Origin of the sequence: Pseudomonas sp. BN414 (genome assembly GCF_029871275.1) — a bacterium.
GTDB classification, from domain to species: Bacteria; Pseudomonadota; Gammaproteobacteria; order Pseudomonadales; family Pseudomonadaceae; genus Metapseudomonas; species Metapseudomonas resinovorans_C.
Window position 1 is genome coordinate 316,369 of record NZ_SSOL01000078.1, and the last position, 24,741, is coordinate 341,109.

Genomic DNA, 24,741 nt, shown 5'->3' on the forward strand with positions numbered 1-24,741 from the left:
GACCCATGTTCGGTATCAGCTTCGGTGAACTGCTGCTGATCGGCCTGATCGCCCTCCTGGTGCTCGGGCCCGAGCGGCTGCCCGGCGCGGCGCGCACGGCGGGTCTCTGGATCGGCCGTCTCAAGCGCAGCTTCAACGCGATCAAGACCGAGGTCGAGCGCGAAATCGGCGCCGACGAGATCCGTCGCCAGCTGCATAACGAACACATCATGGCGCTGGAAAAGCAGATCAAGGAAAGCATCGTGCCTCCCACGGTCGAATCCCTGCTTTCCGAGGCAGAGCCTGAAAGCGACGCCGCACCGGCAAGTCCCGCGCCCGTCGCCCCGGCTACGCAACCCGCACAGGCAACACCGGCACCGGCCACCGCCAAGGCGCCGACAGCTGCAGGTGTGGCGGCTCCCAACCAGGCCGCCCCGACTGCGCCTGGCCAGGCCCCCAGTGCCGCGTCGACGTCTCAGCCATCGCCCCAGGCGCCCATTGAACCGCAGCAGCCGTCCCGCACCCCATGAGCGACCAGAAGCCGGAACAAGACCAGGAAATGCCCCTGGTCTCGCACCTCACTGAACTGCGTACGCGCCTCCTGCGCTGCGTGGCGGCGATCTTCCTGATCTTCGCGGGCCTGTTCTACTTCGCCCAGAAGATCTACACCCTGGTATCGGCGCCCCTGCGCCAGTACCTGCCGGAAGGCGCGACCATGATCGCCACCGATGTGGCCTCGCCCTTCCTCACGCCCTTCAAGCTGACCATGGTGGTGGCGCTGTTCCTCGCCATGCCAGTGATCCTGCACCAGGTTTGGGGTTTCATCGCGCCCGGCCTGTACAAGCACGAAAAGCGCATCGCCCTGCCCCTGCTGGTCTCGAGCATCGTGCTGTTCTATGGCGGCATGGCCTTCGCGTACTTCCTGGTGTTCCCGCTGATCTTCCACTTCTTCGCCAGCGTGACGCCCGAAGGCGTGTCGATGATGACCGACATCAGCAGCTATCTCGACTTCGTGATGACGCTGTTCTTCGCCTTCGGCGTCGCCTTCGAGATTCCCGTGGCCGTCATCCTGCTGATCTGGATCGGCGTGGTCGACGTCAGCTACCTCAAGCGCATCCGCCCCTACGTGATTATCGGCTGCTTCGTGGTGGGGATGGTCCTGACGCCTCCGGACATCTTCTCCCAAACCTTGCTGGCCGTGCCCATGTGGCTGCTGTTCGAGGTCGGCGTGTTCTTCGGTGGCATGATCCGCAAACGCGGTGATCATCCGGAAGACGACGCCGAAGAGCCCGGCGACCAGCCGCCCGCTACCCGCCCGTGAACCTGCTGCTTCTCGAAGACGCCGATTTCATCGCGGCGGACCGGGTGCGCCTGGAAGGCCGGCGCCTCAAGCACCTGCATGAAGTCCACCGCGCCGAGGCCGGCGACAGCCTGCGGGTGGGTCGCCTGGGCGGCCAAATGGGCCAGGGTCGCTTGCTGAGCCTCGAAGCCAGCTGTGCGGAGCTGGAAGTCAGCTTCGACCAGCCGCCGCCAGCCAAGCTGCCCATCACGCTGCTGCTGGCCCTGCCCCGTCCGAAGATGCTCCGCCGCGTGTTCCAGACCGTCGCCGCCATGGGCGTTCCGCGCCTGGTCCTGCTGAACAGTTACCGGGTGGAAAAGAGCTTCTGGCAGACCCCTTTCCTCGATCCGGCGGCCATCCGTGAACAGCTGATCCTGGGTCTGGAGCAGGCACGGGACACCGTGCTGCCCGAAGTCGTCATCGAGAAGCGTTTCAAGCCCTTCGTCGAAGATCGCCTGCCGCAGCTCGCCTCCGGCACCCTGGGCCTGGTAGGTCACCCCGGTGACCACCCGCCCTGTCCCCGCGCCGTGAACGAGCCCATCACCCTGGCCATTGGCCCCGAAGGCGGCTGGATTCCCTACGAGGTCGAGAAACTGCACGAGGCCGGCCTGCAGCCCGTTCAACTCGGCGAGCGCATCCTGCGCGTGGAGACGGCGGTAACGGCGTTGCTCGCCCGGCTGTTCTGAGGCGCGGCGCTGGCGTAGGCTGGCAACATCCTCTCCGCTATCGAGATTGAGCCATGCGCCCGCTGACCATCGACCTCGACCAACTCGCCTTCGCCCTCAACACCTTTGGACTCGACCACTACCTCGACCTGCTCAGCGGCAAGGTGCTGCTAATCCCCGAAGAAGACACCGATCCCGAACTGGAAGCCCTGCTGCGCGAGGAGCCGGAGCGGTTCCTGCTGGTGGAACCCCTCGGTCAGGCCGACGAACTGCGGCTGATGCAGGAGTTTCTCCATGAAGTGGTCCATCCCCACGCCTATTCCGCCCTGGAACAGGCCTTGGCAAGCCGCAAGCCGGCGCGCACGTTCCGCCACGTGCTGATGGAATACCCAGTGCTGCTGGAAGCCTGGCACGCCTACGAGGCAGCCCGCCTGCGCGAGCTGGCCCAGGACTGGTTGGCGGAGAATGAGCTGCAACCGGCGACGCCACTGCACTGAGCCCTAATGGGGCTCGGGATGGTCGTAGGTTGTGGCTGAGGTCACGAAGCCCAACATTGTGGACGCCGAGCTTGGCTTTGTTGGGCTTCGCTCCGCTCAGCCACAACCTACAAAAGGCCGGTTCCGCTGGCCTGATCAGAGCACCTGCCGCAGGAAGCTCTGCGCGCGCGGGTCCTGGGGCTTGTCGAAGAACTGCGCGGGAGGGGCGTCTTCCAGCAGCTTGCCGTGATCGAAGAACAGCACCCGGTCGGCCACTTCGCGGGCGAAGCCCATTTCGTGGGTCACGCAGACCATGGTCATGCCTTCCTGGGCGAGCTGCTTCATCACGTCCAGCACCTCGCCGACCATTTCCGGGTCGAGAGCGGAGGTCGGTTCGTCGAACAGCATCACCTTGGGCTCCATGCACAGGGCACGGGCAATGGCGACGCGCTGCTGCTGGCCGCCGGACAGGCGCGAAGGGTATTCGTTGGCCTTCTGCGCGATGCCGACCTTGGCCAGCAGCGCCTGGGCCTTGGCCTCGCGTTCGGCCTTGCCACGCTTGCGCACGACTTTCTGGGCCAGGCAGAGGTTCTCCAGCACGGTCATGTGCGGGAACAGGTTGAAGTGCTGGAACACCATGCCCACTTCGCGGCGGTAGGCGTTCACGTCGGTCTTCGGGTTGGCGAGGTCGACGCCGTCGATGCTCACCGAACCGGAATCCAGCTCCTCCAGGCCGTTGAGGCAGCGCAGGAAGGTGGACTTGCCGGAGCCCGACGGGCCGATCACCACCACCACTTCGCCACGCTTCACCTGCGTGGTGACGTTATCCACAGCCCGCACCTCTTGGCCGCGAGCATCGAAGACTTTCACCAGGTTTCGGACTTCAATCACTTTTCCCGAGCCTCCGCTCCAGACGGCTGGCGATTTGCGACAGCGGCAGGTTGATGACGAGGTACAGCGCAGCGACGCAGAACCAGATCTCGAAGGTAGAGAAGGAGGTCGTGATTGCCTCGCGGCCGCTCTTGGTCAGTTCGGTAATGGCGATGACCGACACCAGCGACGTGTCCTTGACCAGGCTGATGAACTGCCCGGCCAGCGGCGGCAGCACACGCTTGAACGCCTGCGGCAGGATTACGTGACGCATGGACTGGCCCGCGGTCAGGCCCAGGGAGCGTGCCGCCTCGTTCTGGCCACGGGCGATGGACTGCACGCCCGCGCGGACGATTTCGCCCACGTAGGCGCCGGTGAACAGCGCCAGCGCCGCCACCCCGGCGAACTCGCGGGAGAGGTTCAGCACGGTGCCGATGAAGAAGTAGAAGATGAAAATCTGCACCAGCAGCGGCGTACCGCGCACCAGCTCGACGTAGACGGTGGACAGGTCGCGCAGGGTGGGGTTGCTGGACAGTCGGCAGAGGCCGGTGAACAGGCCAATCAACAGGCCGAAAGCGCCGGATACCACGGAAATCCACAGGGTGGTCCAGAGGCCCCAGAGCAGCGGGCCGGCGGCCCAGTGGCGGGTCACACCGATCTGGTCGCCTTCGGAAACATCATCGCCCTGGCTCACCTGCAGGCTGTCGCGAGCGACTTCCAGCACCTGTTCCTCACCGCCCTCGGCGGTCAGGGTCACGCGGGCATTGTCGCCGGCGTCGGCAATGGCGCTGACGGTGCCGTAATCGGCAGCGCGCTGACTTTCCTCCGCCTGGTAGGCGAAGTACTGGGGTACGCGATTCCAGCGCCATTCGTAGGAAATCAGTGAGGTGGAGTACCAGAGTCCCCAGCCCACCACGACCAGGATCAGACCGGTCAGGATGTGCCAGGGCCAGTTACGGCGATGTTTTCTAGTCACGGGAAATCTCGCTCATGGCGGGTAACAAAAGGCAGGCCCGGCCTTGTGGGCCGGGCCTGTCATAACCAACGCGGCCCTGAAGCCGGCGCGGCCTTATTCCATCTCTTTCAGCCAGTCGTTCTTCTTGAACCACTTGGTGTGGATGCGATCGTAGGTGCCGTCGTGGCGGATCTGGTTCAGCCAGTTGTTGACCCAGTTGATGCTGTCGTAGTCACCCTTCTTCAGGCCGTAGGCCAGGGGTTCGAAGGTGAAGGGCTCTTCCAGGAACACCAGTTTGCCCGCACCGGCCTTGTTCACCGCGACCACGTTGTACGGGGCGTCGTAGATGAAGGCGTCGGCCTTGCCGTTGACCACGTCCATCACCGCTTCCTGCTCGTTGTCGAAGCCGTGGTACTGGGCCTTGGAGATCAGCTTCTTGGCGACCATCTCGCCGGTGGTGCCGATCTTGGAGGTGATGCGGTACTTGGCATCGTTCAGGTCCTTGTAGGACTTGATGTCGCCTTGCAGCTCCTTGCGGATCAGCAGGGTCTGGCCGACCACGATGAAGGGCTCGGAGAAGTTGATGCGCAGGTTGCGCTCCTGGGTCAGGGTCATGCCGGAACCGATCATGTCGAACTTGTCGGTCAGCAGGGCCGGGATGATGCCGTCGTAGCTGGTGGACACCAATTCCAGCTTCACGCCCATGGCCTTGGCCATGGCTTTGAGCAGGTCGACTTCGAAGCCGATGATCTCACCGCGCTTGTTGGTCATTTCGAAGGGCATGTAGGTCGGGTCCATGCCGACACGCAGGGTGCCGCGCTTGACTGCATCATCGACCATGCCAGCGTGGGCCAGGCCAGTCAGTGCGCTGGCGGCGAACAGCAGTGACGCGAGAAACTTTTTCATTCTTTCTCCTAATGGGGCGGCTCGTTGAGAAACGTTTACGAGGCAGTCGAGGCGACGCCTCGGCCACGCAGGTAGCGTTTCAAGAGCCTGCCAATGGGGCAGCTCGTTGTTGTTGTGCAGCCCACGAACGACGGGGCATGGCGCGCATGCTAAACCGCATCTTCGTGGATGGCGAGTCGCAGGAAGCAGATATCGGGCCAGCTCAGCTTTCGAGCAGGAAAGTGACCGGTCCGTCGTTGACCAGGTGCACCTGCATGTTGGCGCCGAAGCGGCCAGTGGCGACCTGTGGATGCTTGAGGCGGGCCTGCTCCACCAGATAATCGAACAGCTCCTCACCGCGCGCCGGGGATGCTGCGGTGGAAAAGCTGGGGCGCAGGCCACTCTTGGTATCGGCGGCCAGGGTGAACTGGGATACCAGCAACAGCCCGCCGCCGACCGCGCCGAGGGACAGGTTCATCTTGCCCTCGGTATCGGCGAATACGCGGTAGTTGACCAGTTTGTGCAGCAACTTGTCGGCGCTGGCCTCGGTGTCCTGGGGCTCGACGCCGACCAGCACCAGCAGGCCCTGGTCGATGGCCCCGACCACTTCACCTTCCACCTCGACGCGGGCGGCACTAACCCGTTGCAGCAGTGCCTTCATCAGGCGTCTTCCTCGGGCGGCAGTTCCAGCAGGCGGCGCGCCATCTGGTTGGCGGCGCGTACCAGGGCATCGGTGATGCCGGCCTCGGACGCGGCGTGGCCCGCGTCCCGAACGATCTGCAGCTCGCTGTTCGGCCAGGCCTTGTGCAGCGCCCAGGCGTTATCCAGGGGGCAGATGACGTCATAGCGGCCGTGCACGATCACGCCCGGCAGATGCGCGATGCGCGGCATATCGCGGAGCAGCTGATTAGGTTCGAGGAAGGCGTTGTTGACGAAGTAGTGGCATTCGATACGGGCGATGGACAGGGCGCGCATCGGTTCACTGAAGCGCTCCACCACCGGCGCGCTCGGGCGCAGGGTAGCGGTGCGGCCCTCCCAGGTGGACCAGGCCTTGGCGGCGTGCATCTGGGCGATCTGGTCAGGGCCAGTCAGGCGTTTGTAGAAGGCCTGCATCAGGTCGCCATGTTCCTCGGCCGGGATCGGCGCCAGGTAATCTTCCCAGTAGTCGGGGAACATGCGGCTGCAGCCTTCCTGGTAGAACCACTCGAAGTCCTGCGGACGGCACAGGAAGATACCGCGCAGAATCAGGCCAAGCACGCGATCCGGATGCGCCTGGGCATAAGCCAGGGACAGGGTGGAACCCCAGGAACCGCCGAACAGGACCCACTTGTCGATCCCGAGGTGCTGGCGAATGCGCTCGAGGTCCGCCACCAGGTCCCAGGTGGTGTTCTTTTCCAGGCTCGCATGGGGCGTCGAGCGGCCGCAGCCACGCTGGTCGAAGGTGACGATGCGGTACAGGTTCGGATCGAAGAAGCGCCGGCTCAGGGCGTCGCAGCCGGCTCCCGGGCCACCGTGGATGAACACCACCGGCAGCCCTTCCGGCGTGCCGCTCTCGTCCACGTAGAGCACGTGCGGCGCATCCACCGCCAGCTCGTGCCGGGCGTGGGGTTTTATCTCCGGATACAAAGTCTGCATTCTTGGCTCCCGAATCTGTGCGAAAGGTCGACTCCTGGGCGAGTCCGGCCTTTTAATCTGCCGGGCATCATAACGAGGAAAAAGGAGTTCAGCATGCTACTCAGGAAGTTCGCTCTGCCGACATTATGCGTTCTGGCAATCCTAGCCGGTTGTGGCCGGAACGACCCGGCAGCGGAGCTGGATGCAGCGGTGCAACAACTGCAGGACAACCTCGAAGCGAAGAAAACCGCTGCGGTGCTGGAGCAGTTGCACCCGCAGTTCATTGCCCAGCAACAGAACGACCGCGACTGGGCCAAGCGCACCATGACCCTGCTGTTCATGCGCCACAAGAATGTCAGCGTGCTCGCCCTCAGCAAGGCGAACAGCCTCGACCCGACCTACCGCGAGAAGGGCTACACGGATGCCCAGGTGGCGCTCACGGGTGCCGAGGGGCTGATTCCCGACAGCGCACGCCATTACGGGGTGAAGCTGGAGTGGTGGCTGGACGATGGTGAGTGGAAGCTCGCCCGGATGGATTGGCAATGAGCACTCCCCTCACCCATCGCATCCGCGCTGCCGGGCTGCTGGTACACGAGGGCCGCATCCTGCTGGTCAAGCACGTGGTCGGCGGCGATACCTACTGGATCCCGCCAGGCGGCGGCTTCGAATCGGTCAGCGACGAATGCACCCGCGATACGGTGCGCCGTGAGTTCAGGGAAGAAACCGGACTCGACGTCGACGTCGGCCCGCTGGTCTACGTCCGCGAATTCTCCGAACCGGCCATGGGGCGCTTCCACATGGAACTGTTCTACCGGATCGACGCCTGGCGCGGCGAACTCAGCCTGGCCAACCTGAACGGCCTGGGTGGCGACGAGTTCGAGATCAGGGAAGTGGGCTGGATCAGCCGTGAGGCGCTTGCCGCCCTGCCTTTCTACCCGGCCGAGTTGCTGGATGATGTGTGGGAACGGGTGGCGGCCGAGGAGGTGGTGATCCGTCACCTGGGGTTGCAGCGCTAGAGCCCTTGGCTATCGTCGCAATCAGCTCTTGATCTGGAGTGCCGGGTTCACGGGGCTAGCCTTGGGGTTTTGGGGGCTTCCACTTTCGCGAGGACAGTCGCCATGCGCCCGGACCTGTTGGAGACCGACTATCTGGTGATCGGCGCCGGCGCCGCGGCGATGGCCTTCGTCGATACCTTGCTCAGCGAATCCGACGCCACCGTGCTGATGGTGGACCGCCACGCCCAGCCCGGCGGCCACTGGAACGACGCCTACCCCTTCGTCCGGCTTCACCAGCCCTCGGCCTGCTACGGCGTGAATTCCCGTGAATTGGGCAGTGGCAAGAAAGACAGCTCCGCGCTGGGGGAGAACCTCTTCGAACTGGCCTCCGGCACGGAAATCCTCAGCTATTACGAGCAAGTGATGAATCAGCGGTTCCTGCCTTCGGGGCGAGTGCGCTACTTCCCCATGTGCGACTACGTCGGGGATCGCGCAGCGGACCATCGTTTCGTTTCCCTGCTTGGCGGCGCTGAGTATCGCGTACAGGTACGGCGGAAACTGGTCGACGCCACGCACGCCCAGACCCAGGTGCCTGCCACTCATCCGCCGAAATACCGGGTGGCTGCCGAGGTAACCTGCGTGCCACCCAACGCGCTGCCACAGATCCGCCAGCCACATCCCGCCTATGTGGTGGTCGGGTCCGGCAAGACCGGCATCGATACCTGCCTGTGGCTGCTGCAGAACGGTGTGACGCCGGAGGCGATCCACTGGATCATGCCCAGCGATCCCTGGCTGGTGGATCGCGCCACCCTGCAACCCGGCCTCGAATACTTCGAGCAGTGCGTGCGTGGCGTCACCGCGCAGTACTCGGCCCTTGGCGCCGCTACTTCGCTCGCAGACCTGTTCGACCGGCTTGAACAGTCGGGCCAGCTGCTGCGTATCGATCCTTCCGTCACGCCACGGGCCTATCGCGGCGCCACCGTTACCCGAAGCGAGCTGAACGCCCTGCGTGGCATCGGACACAAGGTTCGGCTGGGCCATGTCGAGGCGATCGAGCCAGGAAGGGTTCTACTGGACGGTGGCAGTATCGAGGTGCCCGTAGGGGCCTTGTTCATAGACTGCAGCGCCAACGGCCTGGCCGGTTGGGGCGTGGCGCAGGTGTTCGACGGGAACAGGATCAACCTGACCTTCGTCAGCAACAACCAGCCGGTGTTTTCAGCCGCCCTGATCGCCTACGTCGAATTTCACCTGGCCGACGACGCGGCGAAGAACGCCTGCTGCCAGCCGGTCCCGGTGCCACGGGTTGCGGAGGACTGGCTCAGGGTATGGGGCGTCTACCTGGGCAACTTCCAGCGCTGGCGCGAAAACCAGGCCCTGACCCAATGGCTGTTCAGCTCCCGCCTGTTCCTGATGACCACCGTGGTACGCGACGTCCGGCCGGACGACAGTGAGCGCCATGCCCTGCTCCACGAGCTGACCCTCGCCCGGCAGCAGGCAGCGGTGAACCTGCCCCGGCTGATGGCGCTGCTCGCCTGAGCAGAAGGCGTGGACATGGGCACCCCGACGCTGGAAACCCTCACCGTCAACGGCATCCGCATGCGCGTCGCGATGCAGGGCGAAGGGCCAATGGTGCTGCTATGCCACGGCTTCCCGGAGCTGTGGTACGCCTGGCGGCACCAGCTCGATGCCCTCGCGGCGGCTGGCTTCAAGGTGGTCGCCCCGGACATGCGCGGCTACGGCGGAACCGACGCCCCGCAAGCCGTGGAGGCCTACTCCAGGCTGCACCTTGTCGGGGACATGGTGGACCTCGTGCGGGTGCTGGGGGAGCGCCAGGCGGTCATCGTCGGGCACGACTGGGGAGCCATGGTGGCCTGGACCGCCGCCCTGCTGCGGCCGGACCTGTTTCGCGCGGTGATCGGCATGAGCGTGCCCTTCGCGCCACCCGACCCGACGGACATCCTCAAGTTGCTGGAGGAGCGGGGCATCCAGGATTACTACATGCAGTACTTCCAGGCCCCCGGCGTGGCGGAAGCCGAACTGGAGCGGGATGTCAGCGCAACCTTCCGCCGCATGCTCTTCTGCGGTTCCGGTGATTGGCAGGGCCTGCCGGCATTCGGCCGCCTGCAGCCCGGCCAGGGCTTCCTGGGCCACATGAAAGAGCCCGACGTGCTGCCGGCCTGGCTCACTGAAGACGACCTCGATTACTACGTGCAGGCATTTCGCCGAAGCGGTTTTCGCGGTGGGCTGAACTGGTACCGGACCATGCGCCTCTCCAGCGAACTCATGGCACCGTGGCGCGGCGGAATCATCCGCCAGCCGTCGCTGTTCATGGCTGGAACCCGGGACTCGGTGCTCGCTTTTCCGGTCATTCCCCAGTTGATCGCCGCGTTCCCGCGAACGCTGCCCGGGCTACGCGGCTGCCACCTTCTCAATGGCGCCGGGCACTGGATTCAACAGGAGCGGGCGGAGGAAGTCAGCAGCCTGATGCTGGATTTCCTCCGCGCCCTTTGAGGCAACGACGGCACTCACCGTTGCCTGTCAGGGAGGTCAGCGGCCGTAGCGCTGCTGCCCCCACGCCAGCATCGCCTGCAACAGCTTCTCCAGCACCGCCTGAGTCGGCACCGCAAGGTCCTCGCGGTAGTCGAAGGGCACCTGCTCATCCATGTAGGTGCACTGCGCGAGCTCCAGCTGCACGGCATGGATGTGCTGGTCCGGCTGGCCGTAGTGGCGGGTGATGTGACCACCCTTGAAGCGGCCATTGAGCACGTGGCTGTAGTCCTGCGCGTCGGCGCAAACCGCCACCAGGGCATCGGCCAGACCCGAATCGCAACTGGCGCCGGCGTTGGTGCCAAGGTTGAAGTCCGGCAGCCGGCCATCGAACAGGCGGGGGACAAAGGAGCGGATGGAGTGGGCGTCGAACAGCATGGCGTAGCCGAATTCGTCCTTCATCCGCGCCAGCTCATCGCTGATGGTCTGGTGATAGGGCGTCCAGATATCCGCCAGGTAGCGCGCCCGCTCCGCCGCGGAAGGCTCCTCGCCCGCCCGGTACAACGGCTCGCCATCGAATAGCGTCGCGGGGTAGAGGCCGGTGGTGGCGGTGGCATAGAGCGGCTTGTCGTCGGCTGGGCGGTTCAGGTCGATGACGTAGCGCGAATACTGCGCCGCCAGCGTGCTCGCCCCCAGCTCGGTGGCGAAGTCGTAGAGGCGCGGGATATGCCAGTCGGTGTCGGTGAGGTCCCAGCCAGCTTCCACCATCCCGGCTTCCACCGCCGGGGTCAGGTGGGTGCCGGGGTGCGGCATGCTGATCAGCAATGGAGCGTTGCCGCGACTGAAATTCAGTACGTTATCCACAGTCGATCTCCTGTCCATGTCGAATCACCCGCTTGGGCAGGTCGCCGCCCAGCCAATAGGCGAGTTCCGCCGGGCGTTGGATGTCCCAGGCGATGAAGTCGGCCACTTTGCCGTTCTCCAGGCTGCCATGGCTGTCGGCCAGGCCCAGGGCCTTCGCGGCGTGCAACGTGGCGCCGGCCAGCGCCTCCTCCGGGGTCAGGCGGAAGGAGGTGCAGGCCATGTTCAGCATCATCCGCAGTGACAGCGCCGGGGACGTACCGGGGTTGAGATCGGTCGACACCGCCATCGCCACACCGTGCTTGCGCAGGGCATCGATGGGCGGCAGCTGGGTTTCCCGCAGCAGGAAGAAGGCGCCCGGTAGCAGCACGGCAACGGTGCCGGCCTCAGCCATGGCGATGGCGTCGTCCTCAGTCATGTATTCCAGGTGGTCCGCCGACAGCGCCTGATAGCGTGCGGCGAGGGCGGAACCATGCAGGGAGGACAACTGCTCGGCATGCAGTTTCACCGGCAAACCGAGCGTCTTCGCGACCTTGAAGACGCGTTCCACCTGGGCCGGAGAGAAGGCCAGGTGTTCGCAGAAGGCGTCCACCGCATCCACCAGCCCCTCATCGGCGAGCGCCGGCAGCATCTCGTTGCAGATGTGGTCGATGTAATCATCGGCGCGACCGGCGTATTCCGGCGGCAGCGCGTGAGCCGCCAGGCAGGTGGCGCGCACGGTGATCGGCAGGGTCTCGCCCAGGCGCCTGGCGACCCGCAGCATCTTGCGCTCGCTGGCCAGGTCCAGCCCGTAACCGGACTTCACCTCCAGGGTGGTGACGCCATCGCGCAGCAGCTGGCGCGCACGACGGCTGGCGCTCTCCAGGAGCTCCTCCTCGCTGGCCTCACGGGTGGCGCGCACAGTGCTGGCGATGCCGCCGCCCTGGGCGGCAATCTCGGCGTAGCTGACGCCTTCCAGGCGCTGTTCGAACTCGCGGCTGCGGTCACCGCCGAACACCAGGTGCGTGTGGCAGTCGATCAGTCCCGGAGTCAGCCAGGCGCCACCGAGATCGACTTCGACATCGTAGGGAATGGCGGGCAGTTCAGCGCGCGGGCCGATCCACTCGATGCGCCCGGCGTAGGTCAGCAGCACGGCATCTTCGATGATCGAGTACTTGCCGCCCCGCATGGTGGCGGCGTGGCAGTTGTGCCAGAGGTGTTTCATTGCAGGCCTCCGGTGCGAACGGAAATCCCTTCCAGCGCAGCACCGTCACGTAGCAGGTCGGTGGCACGGGCGATATCCGGTGCCAGCCAACGGTCCTGGTCATAAGCCGGCACCTGTTCGCGCAGGGTTTCCCACGCGGCCGATGTGCCGACACCGAAGCCCCTCGGCTTGTGGAACTCGAAAGCCTGGGCGGCAAACAGATATTCGATGGCAAGGATACGGCGGCAATTCTCAACCGCCTTGCCCAGCTTGAGGGCGGCGCTGGTGCCGAGGCTGAGGTGGTCTTCCTGCAGGCCGGAGGTAACGAAGTTATCCACAACGGCCGGCTGCGCCAGCTGACGGTTTTCCCCGACCAGGGCAGCGGCGACGTACTGGGCGATCATCATTCCCGAGTTGACCCCGGGCTGGCTCACCAGGAATGCCGGCAGGCCGCTGACCAGCGGGTTGACCAGGCGATCCAGGCGGCGCTCGGCGATACCGCCAATCTCGGCCACGGCGATGGCCAGCAGGTCGGCTGCCATGGCCACAGACTCCCCGTGGGGGTTGGCCTGGGAAACGATCTTGTAGCTGTCCGGGGTCCCCAGCAGCAGCGGGTTGTCGTTGGCCGAAGCCAGTTCGGTATCCACCTGCTTCTCGGCATGGGCCAGCTGATCTCGGCAGGCGCCATGCACTTGCGGGATGGAGCGAATGCTCAGGGCGTCCTGGGTGCGGACACCCTTGCTTGCAGCGATCACTTCACTACCGGCCAACAGAGCCAGCAGGTTGGCGCCCACCGCCTGCACGCCGGGGTACGGTTTGAGGGCGATGATGTCCGGATCGAAGGCGGCGATCTGTCCGCGCAGGGCTTCGAAACTCATGGCGCCGATCACATCGGCCCAGCGCATCAGGCGCTCGGCATCATCCAGGGCGAGGCAGGTCAGACCGGTCATGCAAGGCAGGCCGTTGACCAGGCAGAGCCCGTCCTTGGCGCCCAGACGCACGGGTTCGAGGCCTTCGGCCGACAGCGCTTCGGCAGCGGGCACTACGCGACCGCGATAGCTCACTTCGCCGACGCCGAGCAGGGCGATGCCGACGTGGGCCATGTGGGTGAGATAGCCCACCGACCCCTGAGACGGCACCTGCGGGGTGATGCCGCGTTCCAGCAGCGCAAGCAGCGCTTCCACCACCTGCCGCTGCAGGCCGGAGCGGCCGTGGCTGTAGTTGGCGATGGCGCAGCAGATGATGGCGCGGGTCTGCTCTTCGGCCAGCACCGGGCCGACTCCGCAGGCGTGGCTGAGCAGGGTGTTGCGGGACATCGTGGCGAACTGCTCGGCGGTCAGCACGACTTCGCTGAGTGCGCCGAGACCGGTGCTGATCCCGTAGGCGCGCTCGCCCCGCTCGACGATGCGGTCGACGATGCCGCGGGCATTGTCGATGCGCGCCCAGGCCGACGGCGCCAGCTCCAGGCGCGCGCCGTGGCGCGCCACCGCCACCACCTGGCGCCAGTTCAACGGCGAATCGCCCAGCAGGACTTTCTCGGGTAACGACATTCAGCTGTTCCTTACAGATTGGCCACGCGGCGCTGGACGAAGCGATCGACGTAATCGTCCGCCGGCTGATGGAGGATCTCTTTCGGCGTGCCAACCTGGATCAGTTGGCCGTCCTTGAGGATGGCGATGCGGTTGCCGATGCGCACGGCCTCGTCGAGGTCGTGGGTGATGAAGACGATGGTCTTCTGCAGGGTCTTCTGCAGCTCCAGCAACTGCTCCTGCATGTCGGCACGGATCAGCGGGTCGAGGGCGCTGAAGGCTTCGTCCATGAGGATGATGTCAGTGTCCGAGGCCAGCGCCCTGGCCAGGCCGACGCGCTGGCGCATGCCGCCGGAAAGCTGGTGCGGGTAGGACTTCTCGTAGCCCTTCAGGCCCACGGTGGTGATCCAGTGCTGGGCGCGCTCCAGGCAGTATTCCTTGGTCTCGCCGCGCACCTTGAGGCCGTAGGCGACGTTGTCGATCACCGACTTGTGCGGCAGCAGGCCGAAGCTCTGGAACACCATGCTGATCTTCTTGCGACGGAATTCGCGCAGCTCTTCCATGTCGTAGCGCAGGATGTCTTCGCCATCAACCAGGATCTGCCCGCTGGTGGGGTCGATCAGGCGATTGAAGTGGCGCACCAGGGTGGACTTGCCGGAACCGGACAGGCCCATGATCACGAAGATCTCGCCCGCGCCGATGGACAGCGACAGGTCATTGACCCCGACCACGCAGCCGGTGTTGGACAGCACGTCCGCCTTGCTCTTGCCCTGCTGGATCAGCGCCAGGGCTTCGTCGGCGCGCTGGCCGAAGATCTTGAATACGTTCTTGACGACGATCTTGCTCATGTTCTCGCCACTCATTTGCTGGCTGCGTGCCGCGAACGGCCGTAAGCCTGGGTGATGCGGTCGAAGACCACGGCCAGGATGACGATGGCCAGGCCCGCTTCGAGGCCCTTGCCGACGTTGAGGGTCTGGATGCCCACCAGGACGTCCTCGCCGAGACCACGGGCGCCGATCATGGAAGCGATCACCACCATCGACAGGGCCATCATGGTGGTCTGGTTGATGCCGGCCATGATGCTCGGCATCGCCAGTGGCAACTGCACGCCGAACAACTGCTGCCAGCGGTTGGCGCCGAAGGCGTTGATGGCTTCCATCACCTCGCCGTCAACCTGGCGGATGCCGAGGTCGGTCAGGCGGATCAGCGGCGGCGCAGCGTAGATCACGGTGGCGAAGATGGCCGGCACCTTGCCCAGGCCGAAGAGCATCAGCACCGGGATCAGGTACACGAAGCTGGGCATGGTCTGCATGATGTCCAGCAGTGGCATCAGCACCGCACGCAAACGGTCGCTGCGGGCCGCGAGGATGCCCAGCGGAATGCCGATCAGCACCGAAATGAAAGTGGCCACCAGCATCAGCGCCACGGTCTGCATCAGTTTGTCCCAGAGCCCCACGGCGCCTACGAGGAACAGCAGACCGGTGATCACCACCGTCGGCAGGATGCGCCGAGTGGCGTGCCAGGCAATCCCGGCGATCACGATCAGCACCAGCCACCAGGGTGTGGCGCGCAGCAGGCCTTCGAGGTAGACGATGGCGTAGAGCAGGGTGTCGGAGATGTGGCGGAACACGTCGCCGTAGTTGGTCACCAGGCTGTCGACCCAGCTGTTGACCCAATCGGCGATGGAGAAGGTGAAGCGTTCAGGGAACATGGCTCGCTCCGGTCAGGTGATGGGCCCTCTCTTCCGTCCGAAGAGCGGGCCGTGATAGGGGGACTGCCTCAGCCTCAGAGGGCGGCTTCGATCTTCTTCGCCGCATCCTCGCTGACCCAGGCGTGCCACACCTCCGGGTGCTCCTTGAGGAAAACCTTGGCCAGGTCGGCCGAGTCCATCTTCTCCTTGGCCATCTTCGCCAGGTTCTGGTTCAGCAGGTCGATCGGCAGGTTGACCTTCTTCAACACGTCCACCAGTTCCGGGGCCTCGTCATGGAAGGTCTTGGACAGGCCGACCTGGATGGTCACGCTCTTGTCCACGCCGGGCTTCTCCTCCAGCTTGACCAGGTCCGCCTGGCCCATCAGCGGCGTCGGCGACCAGTAATAGAAAAGAATAGGCTCGCCACGGCGATAGCTCGACAACACGGCCGCATCCAGGGCCGGGCCGGTGCCGGGGCGGAAGTTGGTGAACTTCTCTTCCAGGCCGTAGCTCTTCAGCATTTCGCTGTTGTCCAGCTCGCAGGTCCAGCCAGCCGGGCAGTTGTAGAAGCGCCCCTTGCCCGGCTCCTCCGGGTCGCGGAAGAGTTCGGCGTACTGGCCCAGGTCGGCGATGGACTTGAGCTGCGGCGCCTTGGCCTCGATGCCGCGCTTGGCGTCGCCCTCGATCACGTAACGCGGTACGTACCAGCCTTCGGTAGCGCCGACGATCGGTGCACCCACGCCCACCACCTTGCCGGCGGACGCGGCCTTGTTCCAGGCGTCGCTGCGGCCGATCCATTCCTCGGCGAATATCTGGATGTCGTTGTTGCCCAGGGCCTGCTCCATGGTGATGGAGTTGCCCGGCAGGCTGTCGGTCTCGCAGCCGTAACCGTTCTTCAGCACCAGTTGCAGCACGTCGGTGAGCAACATGCCGCTTTCCCAGTTGAGCCCGGCGAACTTCACCGGCTTACCGGATTCACACCAGCCCGCCGCCTGGGCGGAAGCCGCCCCGGCCAGCAGACCCGCTGCACACATGAGGCCCAACACTCGCTTCTTGAATTGCATGTTCCGACGCTCCTGAAACTTGGTAAGGGTTAAGGCAGTTCGTTCATCGACAGAAGCCGGTTGTGCCGGCTCCCGGTGCCAGTGACTGGCAATTGTTGTTTTGACGACCGGTGACGACTCGTGATCGTCCCGGGTACCTCAAGCAGTTGCGGTCTTCCCGACCGGGGCAGGACGCGTGCGCCCCACCCTCCCGCTCCCTACTTCAGGTTCACAGGCTCGGCAGCAGCGTTGCCGGGACCAGCGCGTTCAGGCATCCGCTGGCCAGCAGGTCACTTGCCGTTTCGATGTCCGGGGCGAAGAAGCGGTCTTCCTGGTAGTAGGAGACCTTGGCGCGCAGCAGGCCGCGGGCTTCTTCGAGCTTCGGCGAGCTCTTCAGGCCGGTGCGGAAATCCAGGCCCTGGCAGGCACCCAGCCATTCGATGGCGAGGATGCCGCGCACGTTTTCGGCCATGGCCCAGAGACGCTTGCCGGCGTTCGGCGCCATGGACACGTGGTCTTCCTGGTTGGCCGAAGTCGGCAGGCTGTCGACGCTGGCCGGGTGGGCCAGGGCCTTGTTGTCGCTGGCCAGGGCGGCGGCGGTGACCTGGGCGATCATGAAGCCGGAGTTGACCCCGCCGTTCTCCACCAGGAAGGGCGGCAGCTGGGACATGTGCATGTCCATCATCAGCGAGATACGACGCTCGGACAGCGAGCCGATCTCCGCGATGGCCAGCGCCAGGTTGTCAGCGGCCATGGCCACCGGCTCGGCATGGAAGTTGCCGCCGGAAATCACATCGCCCTCTTCGGCGAACACCAGCGGGTTGTCCGAGACCGCGTTGGATTCGATCTCCAGCACCTCGGCAGCCTGGCGCAACTGGGTCAGGCAGGCGCCCATGACTTGCGGCTGGCAGCGCAGGGAGTACGGGTCCTGCACCTTGTCGCACTTCTCGTGCGAGCGGGCGATTTCGCTGCTGGCGGTGAGCAGTTCACGGTAGGCGGCCGCCACGTCGATCTGGCCGCGCTGGCCACGGGCGGCATGGATGCGCGCATCGAAGGGTGCACGGGAACCGAGCATGGCTTCGACGCTGAGACCGCCGCAGACGGTAGCGCCGGCGAACAGATCCTCAGCCTCGAACAGGCCACGCAGGGCATAGGCGGTGGAGACCTGGGTGCCGTTGAGCAGGGCCAGGCCCTCCTTGGCGGCCAGGGTCAGCGGCTCAAGCCCGGCAATGGCCAGGGCCTCGGTCGCCGGCAGCCACTGGCCCTTGTGACGCGCCTTGCTTTCGCCGAGCAGCAGCAGGGACATATGCGCCAGGGGCGCGAGATCGCCGGAAGCGCCTACCGAGCCCTTCAGCGGGATATGCGGGTAGACCTCGGCGTTGACGAGGGCGATCAGTGCATCGATCACCTTGCGACGGATGCCGGAGAAGCCACGCGCCAGGCTGTTCACCTTGAGCAGCATGATCAGACGCACCATGGCGTCATCCAGCGCTTCGCCAACACCGGCGGCGTGGGACAGCACCAGCGAACGCTGCAGCTTTTCCAGGTCGGCCGGGGCGATGCGGGTCGAGGCCAGCAGGCCGAAGCCGGTGTTGATGCCGTAGGCGGTACGGCCTTCGGAAACGATGCTCTCGACGCAGGCAACGCTGGCGTCGATGGCCTTGCCGGCGCTGGCGTCCAGGGTCAGCCGCAGGGGCTGCTGGTACACCTTGCGCAGGTCGGCCAGGGTCAGTTGGCCTGGTTTCAGATTCATATTCATCGAGGTTCTCCTTGGCCGCTTTTCGGCCTTGTCCGCCGCCGCCTTCCGCTGGCGACGTGCTTTAAAAAGTGGAGGCGGCGATCACACCGCATCCCGTTTCGAATACCCGACTCAAGCGCCGTTGGCGGCCTTGTTCAGGTTCATGGAATCCGCCGGCAGCACCATGTGCTCCGGCACCGCCCGGGCGCTGCGGCGAGCAACCAGGTAGTAGAGGACGCTGGGTACGACCAGGCCGATGATCCAGGAGATATCCACGCCGTCCAGGTGCGCCACCATCGGCCCGGTGTAGAGCTTGGTGGAGATGAAGGGCATCTGCACCAGCACGCCGATGGTGTAGACGATGATGCCCGGCATGTTCCAGCGGCCGTAGCGGCCATTGGGATCGGACAGCGCCGGTACGTCGTAGCGCTCCTTGGTGATGAAGTAGTAATCCACCAGGTTCACCGCACTCCAGGGCGTAAAGAAGGCCAGCAGGAACAGGATGAAGGACTTGAACGCACCCAGGAACGAATGCTGGCCGAGCAGCGCAACCAGGGTGGAGGCGCCCACGATGCCGATCACGAAGCACAGGCGCTGGGCGCGCGACACTTCGATGTGCCCACGGAAGCCACTGATGATGGTGGCGATGCACATGAAACTGCCGTAGGAGTTCAGGGTGGAGATGGTCACCTTGCCGAAGGCGATGCTGAAGTACAGCAGCGCAGCGACAGCGCCGGTGCTGCCCAGACCGACGATGTAGGCCACCTCGCGGCCGGCGAACTGACCATTGGCCATGGCGGCGGCAAACACCCCGAGCACCATGGCGACCTGAGCGCCGATCACCGAGCCGAGGCCGGCGGCGAGGAAGGTCTTCACGGAAGAGGTACCACTGGGCAGGTAGCGCGAGTAGTCGGCCACGTAGGGGCCGTAGGCGATCTGCCAGGAAGCGGCCAGGGACACCGCGAGCAGGAAGCTGGACCAGCTGAAGTGGCGGTTCTGCAGCAGCTCGCTGATGTCGCTCAGCACCATGACGCGACTGAACAGGTAGATGAACGCGATGATGCCGAGCACGCTGGCGATGCGGCCGATGTAGTGGATCACGCGGTAGCCGAACGCGGTGGCCAGGACGATCACGGCGGCGAAGATGAGGATGCCGGCGCTGTCACTGACACTCAGCAGTTGGCCGATGGCCTGACCGGAAAGCACGGTGCCGGTAGCGGTGAAGCCGAGGTACATCAGGCACACCAGGACGATCGGGATGGCCGCGCCATAAACACCGAACTGCACCCGGCTGGAGATCATCTGCGGCAGGCCGAGCTTGGGCCCTTGGGCTGCGTGCAGCGCCATCACCGCGCCGCCGAAGAGTTGGCCGATGAACAGGCCGATCAGCGACCAGAACACGTCGCCGCCCAGCACCACGGCAAGCGCGCCGGTGACGATGGCGGTGATCTGCAGGTTGGCGCCCAGCCACAGGGTGAACTGGCTGTAGAGGCGACCGTGGCGCTCGGCCTCTGGAATGTAATCAATCGAGCGACGTTCGATCAGGGGCTTGGCCGAAGGCTCGTGGGACTGGGTCATCTAACTGTTCTCCGATACGGCTGTAGTGACGATCTCTTGTTTTTGTCCGTGTGCAGATTCGAGAACTGTCTTGCCTGCCTGGCGCTCTGCGGCGCCTCCATTGCGGGCATAGGGCCCATGCGCAAGGCTCCGATCCTGGAGCTGACATCTGCGCATGGGCCTCGACCTCAGCGTTTGCCGGTGATCATCGGCAGGTTCAGGCCCTGTTCCTTGGCGCAGTCGATGGCGATCTGGTAACCGGCATCGGCATGACGCATGACGCCGGTGCCTGGGTCGTTGGTGAGGACGCGGGCGATGCGTGCCGCGGCTTCGTCAGTACCGTCGCAGACGATGACCATGCCCGAGTGCTGGGAGAAGCCCATGCCCACGCCGCCGCCATGGTGCAGGGAGACCCAGGTGGCGCCGCTGGCGGTGTTCAGCAGGGCGTTGAGCAGCGGCCAGTCGGAAACGGCGTCGGAACCGTCCTGCATGGCTTCGGTTTCGCGGTTCGGGCTGGAGACCGAGCCGGAGTCCAGGTGATCGCGGCCGATGACGATGGGCGCGGACAGCTCACCGCTGCGGACCATTTCGTTGAAGGCCAGGCCGAGCTTGGCACGCAGGCCCAGGCCGACCCAGCAGATACGCGCCGGCAGGCCCTGGAAGCTGATGCGCTCGCGGGCCATGTCCAGCCAGCGGTGCAGGTGGGCGTCGTCCGGGATCAGTTCCTTGACCTTGGCGTCGGTCTTGTAGATGTCCTGCGGATCACCGGACAGGGCAGCCCAGCGGAACGGGCCGATGCCACGGCAGAACAGCGGGCGGATGTAGGCCGGGACGAAGCCGGGGAAGTCGAAGGCGTTGGCCACGCCCTCTTCCTTGGCCATCTGGCGGATGTTGTTGCCGTAGTCGAAGGTCGGCACGCCCTGCTTCTGGAAGTCGAGCATGGCCTGTACATGCACGGCCATGGACTGCTTGGCAGCCTTGACCACGGCAGCCGGCTCGGTCTGTGCGCGGTCGCGGTACTGTTCCCAGGTCCAGCCGATCGGCAGGTAACCGTTCAGCGGGTCGTGGGCGCTGGTCTGGTCGGTGACCATGTCCGGGCGTACGCCACGGCGCACCAGTTCCGGCAGGATTTCAGCAGCGTTGCCCAGCAGGGCGATGGAGATGGCCTTGCCTTCGCCGGTGTACTTGGCGATGCGCGCCAGGGCGTCGTCCAGGTCGGTGGCCTGCTCGTCGACGTAGCGGCTGCGCAGGCGGAAGTCGATGCTGGTCTGCTGGCATTCGATGTTCAGCGAGCAGGCGCCAGCCAGCGTCGCGGCCAGGGGCTGGGCGCCGCCCATGCCGCCGAGGCCGGCGGTGAGTACCCAGCGACCGGCGAGGTTGCCGTTGTAGTGCTGGCGGCCCGCCTCGACGAAGGTTTCATAGGTGCCCTGGACGATGCCCTGGCTGCCGATGTAGATCCAGCTACCGGCGGTCATCTGGCCGTACATGGCCAGGCCCTTGGCATCCAGTTCGTTGAAGTGTTCCCAGGTCGCCCAATGGGGTACCAGGTTGGAGTTGGCGATCAGCACGCGCGGTGCGTTGGCGTGGGTCTTGAAGACGCCGACCGGCTTGCCGGATTGCACCAGCAGGGTCTCGTCTTCGTTCAGCTCTTTCAGGGTCTCGACGATCTTGTCGTAGCACTCCCAGTTGCGCGCGGCACGGCCGATGCCGCCATACACCACCAGCTCCTTCGGGTTCTCCGCTACCTCGGGGTCGAGGTTGTTCATCAGCATGCGCAGCGGCGCTTCGGTCAGCCAGCTCTTGGCGTTCAGCTTGTTGCCACGCGGGGCGCGGATTTCGGTGTCACGGAATTTGGTCATGCCTGGCTCCTCGTAGGGTGGTTGCGGTGGCAACGTTACTGCCTGACTGCGCGGGAAAAGCAGTGCACATCTGCACACATATAAACTTGTACATACAAGCATATGCAAGCTAGGGGCCAAATCCATTCAGGCGAGTGGCAAAGGCAGGGGAAAGCCTTGCGGCGCAAGGGTTACAGCGCAGCAAGATGTATAGACAAGTGAAGAAGCAGACAGCGGAAAAACTGTTACCGCGCAGGGGAAACGCCCGCTTTCGAAGCAGGCGCGCCCCGAACTGGGGCCTTAGGTAACAACTACTTCAAGGAGGCATCGATTCGCTGCGCGACGTCCGCCGGCACCCAGCGCGACCAGACATCGCGATGCTGGCGATAGAAGTCGACGGCCACGGGCGCAGCCTCGGCATGCTCCTCCGCCATGCGCGCCAGAATGCCGTTGAAGAGCGGCAGGGGGATTTCCAGCTTGGCGAAGGCGTCCACCAGGGGCTGTGCCTTTTCATGCAACTCGCGGGACACACCGATGGAGATCTTCGCCGGTAGCGAGCGGGTGCCGATGGGTTTGGGGTTGTTCGGGTCGATCAGGGTTTCCCAGGCCTTCTGGTCGAAAGGCGGCTCTTCCAGCTGTACCAGCTGGTAGCGGCCCATCAGCGGTGTGGGCGACCAGTAGTAGAAGAGAATCGGCTGGCGCTGGCGGATCGCCGAGGTGATGGCCGCATCCAGCGCCGGTCCGGTTCCGGTGCGGAAGTTCACATAGCTGTCTTCCAGGCCGTAGGCCTTCAGCTTCTGGGTGTTGACCCCTTCGCAGGTCCAACCCGTGGGGCAGTTGTAGAAGCGCCCCTTGCCGGGCGACTCCGGGTCCTTGAACAGCGCCTTGAAGCGCGGCAGGTCGCTCACCGAACGCAAGTCGGCAGCGGGCGCGCCCTCCCCTTTCACCAGGTAATCCGGCACCCACCAACCTTCTGTGGCGCCCTTGACCGGCTCGCCCACGGCGAACACTTCACCCGCCGCCTCGGCCTTGCGCCACAACTCGCTGCGTCCGGCCCACTGCTCGGCGATCACCTGGATATCGTTCTGCCGCAGGGCGTTCTCCATGGTCAGCGTGTTACCCGGCAGCACATCGGTCTTGCAGCCGTAGCCCTTCTCCAGCAGATAGCGCAGCACTTCGGTGGTGAACATGCCGCTTTCCCAGTTCAGCCCGGCCAGCACCACGGGTTTGGGATAAGGACATTCGGCAGCGGAGGCGGAGGTGGGCAGCACCAGCGACAGGGCGATGGCAGCGAGGACGCTGTGGCGTGGCATGGGGCAGCTCCGAGAGGCGTGGCGGGCGACAGGTTAGGTGTAGACCCTGTGGCGCGGTCATGCCCGATTACGGAGCGGCGAAAAGGCTTCTACTGTGGGGGCGAATTCATTCGCTGTGTCTGCATTGAGCGTGCAAGTAGCTGAATTGCCCGTAGGAGCTGGCTTGCCAGCGAATAGCCCCTTTTCGCTAGCAAGCTAGCTCCTACAAGGTTCCTGGACCGATGGGCGATCTCTGGCAACAGCTAACGCAGACATAGCGAATGAATTCGCCCCTACAAAATGAATCGGCCGCCTGCCTTAGCGAGGCATCAGCTCGATCAGGCAGCACGCGGCCGTGCCATCCAGCTTCAGCTCGGCCAGAGCGCCGGTGGTTTCCAGATGCAGGCAATCATGTTGGCCCAGCACTTCGGAGCGCTGGCCATCAAAGGTGAGGCTGACGCCCGGTTCAGCGGCGAACAGCAGCAAGGTGCTGGCAGCACTGAACAGCTTATGTTCGCCATCGACCCGCAGCCATTGCAGACGCGCGGCATAGCGTTGCGGCGAATAGATGAGGTTGAAGTCACGGATCGGGCCGTCGATCAGCTCGCAATGCACGGTGCTGCCGCCATCGAAGGCAAAGGCGTCGAGGGCGGTCAGGTCGCGGGATTGCTGCCCATCCACCGCAAGGCGCATACCGGCACCTTCAAGCACCGTGATCACCCGTTGGTAGCCGGTGAAGGCAGAGAAACCGCCCGACTCGCCGACGTCGGCAATGGACAACCGCCAGCCGAAGCCGTCGAGACCGTCGCCGGCATCGCGGGCGATTTCCAGGGTGGAACCGGCGCCGTTCTTCCACGGCATACGGGGGTAGTCGGCGGCACGCAGCAGGCGGGATTGGGTCATGAACCGAAACGTCCTTCGAGGCGGTAGCGGGAACCGGGATAGAGCAGGCGCGCGCTGGTCACGGTATTGCGTCCGGACCAGGTACGCCGGCGAATCAGCAGGCAAGGCTCGCCGCGCTCGATCAGCAGCAGCTTGCATTCATCAGCGTCGGCCAGGATGGCTTCCACCACATGCTCGCCTTCGGTCAGTGGCGCGACCTGAGACAGGTAGGCGTAGGGCGTCTGGCGAGTGAAGTCCTGCTTCAGGTAATCGGGGGCGACCGCGGGATTCACGAAGCGATCTTCGATCTGCACCGGCACATCGTTCTCGAAGTGCACGATGCGCGAGTGGAATACGCGTTGTCCTTCGCGCAGGTCGAGCGCCAGCGCCCGCTCTGGGCCCGCCACCTCGTCGACCAGGCTGACCACCACGCAGTGATGGCGATGGCCACGGGCGGCGATCTCTTCGGCGATGTTATGCACTTCGAACAGGGCCGACTGACCCTTGGGTTCGGCGACGAAAGTGCCGACACCCTGCATGCGCACCAGAAAGCCTTCGGCGGTCAGCTCGCGCAGGGCGCGGTTGATGGTCATGCGGCTGAACCCCAGCTCGTTGACCAACTCGCTCTCGGAAGGCACCCGATAATGCGGCGGCCATGCGCCACTCTGGATCTGCTGGCTGATCATCTGTTTGACGCGGGCATAGAGCGGCGCGGGGGTTTCCCCCATCTGGGCGGCCAGCGAGGAAGGCGCTGTAGGCGAACTGGACACGAGATTCTCCTTGTCGGCGAAGAGGCAGGACTGGCGGTGCCCGGAACGTGGCGCCCGTCACCGGCATGTACCGGATTCGACAACTCCAGACAA

Annotated in this window: 25 protein-coding genes; 8 read left to right on the forward strand and 17 right to left on the reverse strand. The window is 64.9% G+C overall.

Features of this window, described 5'->3' with window-relative positions; translation table 11 throughout:
* The first annotated feature begins 5 nt into the window (after positions 1–5).
* The 4 genes from tatB to E8E95_RS26740 are packed head-to-tail and all read left to right on the forward strand — an operon-like array spanning position 6 to position 2,480.
* Entirely contained in the window at positions 6–509 is a 504-nt protein-coding gene (gene tatB / locus E8E95_RS26725) for a Sec-independent protein translocase protein TatB (protein ID WP_280355172.1), read from the forward strand.
* A complete protein-coding gene (gene tatC / locus E8E95_RS26730) occupies positions 506–1,300 on the forward strand; it encodes a twin-arginine translocase subunit TatC (RefSeq protein ID WP_179062523.1) in 795 nt (264 codons plus the stop codon). Before tatB ends, tatC begins: the two co-directional genes overlap by 4 nt.
* Positions 1,297–2,004 (forward strand): 16S rRNA (uracil(1498)-N(3))-methyltransferase, encoded by a 708-nt coding sequence (locus E8E95_RS26735; RefSeq protein WP_280355174.1) that lies wholly within the window; start codon positions 1,297–1,299, stop codon positions 2,002–2,004. The genes tatC and E8E95_RS26735 overlap by 4 nt, the downstream gene beginning before the upstream one ends.
* 53 nt (positions 2,005–2,057) lie before the next feature.
* Entirely contained in the window at positions 2,058–2,480 is a 423-nt protein-coding gene (locus E8E95_RS26740; RefSeq protein ID WP_280355176.1) for a UPF0158 family protein, read from the forward strand.
* Positions 2,481–2,615: 135 nt separating this feature from the next.
* Here the strand turns inward: E8E95_RS26740 and E8E95_RS26745 are convergent, their stop codons facing one another.
* The 5 genes from E8E95_RS26745 to pip all read right to left on the reverse strand — a co-directional run bounded on the left by E8E95_RS26745 (position 2,616) and on the right by pip (position 6,804).
* Complete coding sequence (locus tag E8E95_RS26745; RefSeq protein ID WP_179062526.1) at positions 2,616–3,350, reverse strand: amino acid ABC transporter ATP-binding protein; 735 nt, start codon at positions 3,348–3,350, stop codon at positions 2,616–2,618.
* Positions 3,343–4,305, reverse strand: a complete 963-nt coding sequence (locus E8E95_RS26750) for an amino acid ABC transporter permease (RefSeq protein ID WP_280355178.1) — start codon at positions 4,303–4,305, stop codon at positions 3,343–3,345. The genes E8E95_RS26745 and E8E95_RS26750 overlap by 8 nt, the downstream gene beginning before the upstream one ends.
* A gap of 93 nt (positions 4,306–4,398) precedes the next feature.
* Complete coding sequence (locus E8E95_RS26755) at positions 4,399–5,190, reverse strand: transporter substrate-binding domain-containing protein (protein WP_280355179.1); 792 nt, start codon at positions 5,188–5,190, stop codon at positions 4,399–4,401.
* A gap of 202 nt (positions 5,191–5,392) precedes the next feature.
* A complete protein-coding gene (gene dtd, locus E8E95_RS26760) occupies positions 5,393–5,830 on the reverse strand; it encodes a D-aminoacyl-tRNA deacylase (RefSeq protein WP_280355180.1) in 438 nt (145 codons plus the stop codon).
* The gene (gene pip, locus E8E95_RS26765; protein ID WP_280355181.1) at positions 5,830–6,804 is read right to left on the reverse strand and encodes a prolyl aminopeptidase; all 975 of its coding nucleotides are present in this window, start codon (positions 6,802–6,804) and stop codon (positions 5,830–5,832) included. The genes dtd and pip overlap by 1 nt, the downstream gene beginning before the upstream one ends.
* Positions 6,805–6,897: 93 nt before the next feature.
* Between pip and E8E95_RS26770 the strand changes: the two genes are divergently transcribed.
* From E8E95_RS26770 to E8E95_RS26785, 4 genes are all read left to right on the forward strand, one after another.
* Complete coding sequence (locus tag E8E95_RS26770; protein WP_179062530.1) at positions 6,898–7,329, forward strand: hypothetical protein; 432 nt, start codon at positions 6,898–6,900, stop codon at positions 7,327–7,329.
* Positions 7,326–7,799: an NUDIX hydrolase gene (locus E8E95_RS26775; RefSeq protein WP_280355183.1), complete on the forward strand. Its 474-nt coding sequence runs from the start codon at positions 7,326–7,328 to the stop codon at positions 7,797–7,799. The genes E8E95_RS26770 and E8E95_RS26775 overlap by 4 nt, the downstream gene beginning before the upstream one ends.
* 102 nt (positions 7,800–7,901) lie before the next feature.
* A complete protein-coding gene (locus E8E95_RS26780) occupies positions 7,902–9,314 on the forward strand; it encodes an NAD(P)/FAD-dependent oxidoreductase (RefSeq protein WP_280355185.1) in 1,413 nt (470 codons plus the stop codon).
* Between the two features lie 15 nt (positions 9,315–9,329).
* Complete coding sequence (locus tag E8E95_RS26785; RefSeq protein ID WP_280355187.1) at positions 9,330–10,289, forward strand: alpha/beta hydrolase; 960 nt, start codon at positions 9,330–9,332, stop codon at positions 10,287–10,289.
* A gap of 36 nt (positions 10,290–10,325) precedes the next feature.
* Here the strand turns inward: E8E95_RS26785 and hutG are convergent, their stop codons facing one another.
* The 12 genes from hutG to hutC form a co-directional block, all read right to left on the reverse strand.
* Positions 10,326–11,129, reverse strand: coding sequence for an N-formylglutamate deformylase (hutG, locus tag E8E95_RS26790; protein ID WP_280355189.1), 804 nt, complete (start codon positions 11,127–11,129; stop codon positions 10,326–10,328).
* Entirely contained in the window at positions 11,122–12,330 is a 1,209-nt protein-coding gene (gene hutI, locus E8E95_RS26795) for an imidazolonepropionase (RefSeq protein ID WP_280355191.1), read from the reverse strand. Before hutI ends, hutG begins: the two co-directional genes overlap by 8 nt.
* Complete coding sequence (gene hutH, locus E8E95_RS26800; protein ID WP_280355192.1) at positions 12,327–13,859, reverse strand: histidine ammonia-lyase; 1,533 nt, start codon at positions 13,857–13,859, stop codon at positions 12,327–12,329. Before hutH (E8E95_RS26800) ends, hutI begins: the two co-directional genes overlap by 4 nt.
* An 11-nt stretch (positions 13,860–13,870) precedes the next feature.
* Positions 13,871–14,701 carry a glycine betaine/L-proline ABC transporter ATP-binding protein gene (locus E8E95_RS26805; RefSeq protein WP_077524708.1) on the reverse strand — a complete coding sequence of 277 codons (831 nt, stop codon included), beginning with the start codon at positions 14,699–14,701 and terminating at the stop codon, positions 13,871–13,873.
* A complete protein-coding gene (locus tag E8E95_RS26810; RefSeq protein WP_280355195.1) occupies positions 14,698–15,549 on the reverse strand; it encodes a proline/glycine betaine ABC transporter permease in 852 nt (283 codons plus the stop codon). The genes E8E95_RS26805 and E8E95_RS26810 overlap by 4 nt, the downstream gene beginning before the upstream one ends.
* A 74-nt stretch (positions 15,550–15,623) precedes the next feature.
* A complete protein-coding gene (locus E8E95_RS26815; protein WP_280355196.1) occupies positions 15,624–16,592 on the reverse strand; it encodes an ABC transporter substrate-binding protein in 969 nt (322 codons plus the stop codon).
* A gap of 208 nt (positions 16,593–16,800) precedes the next feature.
* Positions 16,801–18,330, reverse strand: a complete 1,530-nt coding sequence (gene hutH / locus E8E95_RS26820) for a histidine ammonia-lyase (RefSeq protein ID WP_280355197.1) — start codon at positions 18,328–18,330, stop codon at positions 16,801–16,803.
* A 111-nt stretch (positions 18,331–18,441) separates the two neighbouring features.
* Entirely contained in the window at positions 18,442–19,887 is a 1,446-nt protein-coding gene (locus tag E8E95_RS26825; protein WP_280355199.1) for a cytosine permease, read from the reverse strand.
* A 167-nt stretch (positions 19,888–20,054) separates the two neighbouring features.
* The gene (gene hutU, locus E8E95_RS26830) at positions 20,055–21,725 is read right to left on the reverse strand and encodes a urocanate hydratase (protein WP_280355201.1); all 1,671 of its coding nucleotides are present in this window, start codon (positions 21,723–21,725) and stop codon (positions 20,055–20,057) included.
* Positions 21,726–22,015: 290 nt separating this feature from the next.
* Complete coding sequence (locus tag E8E95_RS26835; protein WP_280355203.1) at positions 22,016–23,017, reverse strand: ABC transporter substrate-binding protein; 1,002 nt, start codon at positions 23,015–23,017, stop codon at positions 22,016–22,018.
* A gap of 297 nt (positions 23,018–23,314) precedes the next feature.
* A complete protein-coding gene (locus E8E95_RS26840; RefSeq protein ID WP_280355205.1) occupies positions 23,315–23,899 on the reverse strand; it encodes a HutD family protein in 585 nt (194 codons plus the stop codon).
* A complete protein-coding gene (gene hutC / locus E8E95_RS26845; RefSeq protein ID WP_179062545.1) occupies positions 23,896–24,648 on the reverse strand; it encodes a histidine utilization repressor in 753 nt (250 codons plus the stop codon). The genes E8E95_RS26840 and hutC overlap by 4 nt, the downstream gene beginning before the upstream one ends.
* Between the last annotated feature and the right edge of the window lie 93 nt (positions 24,649–24,741).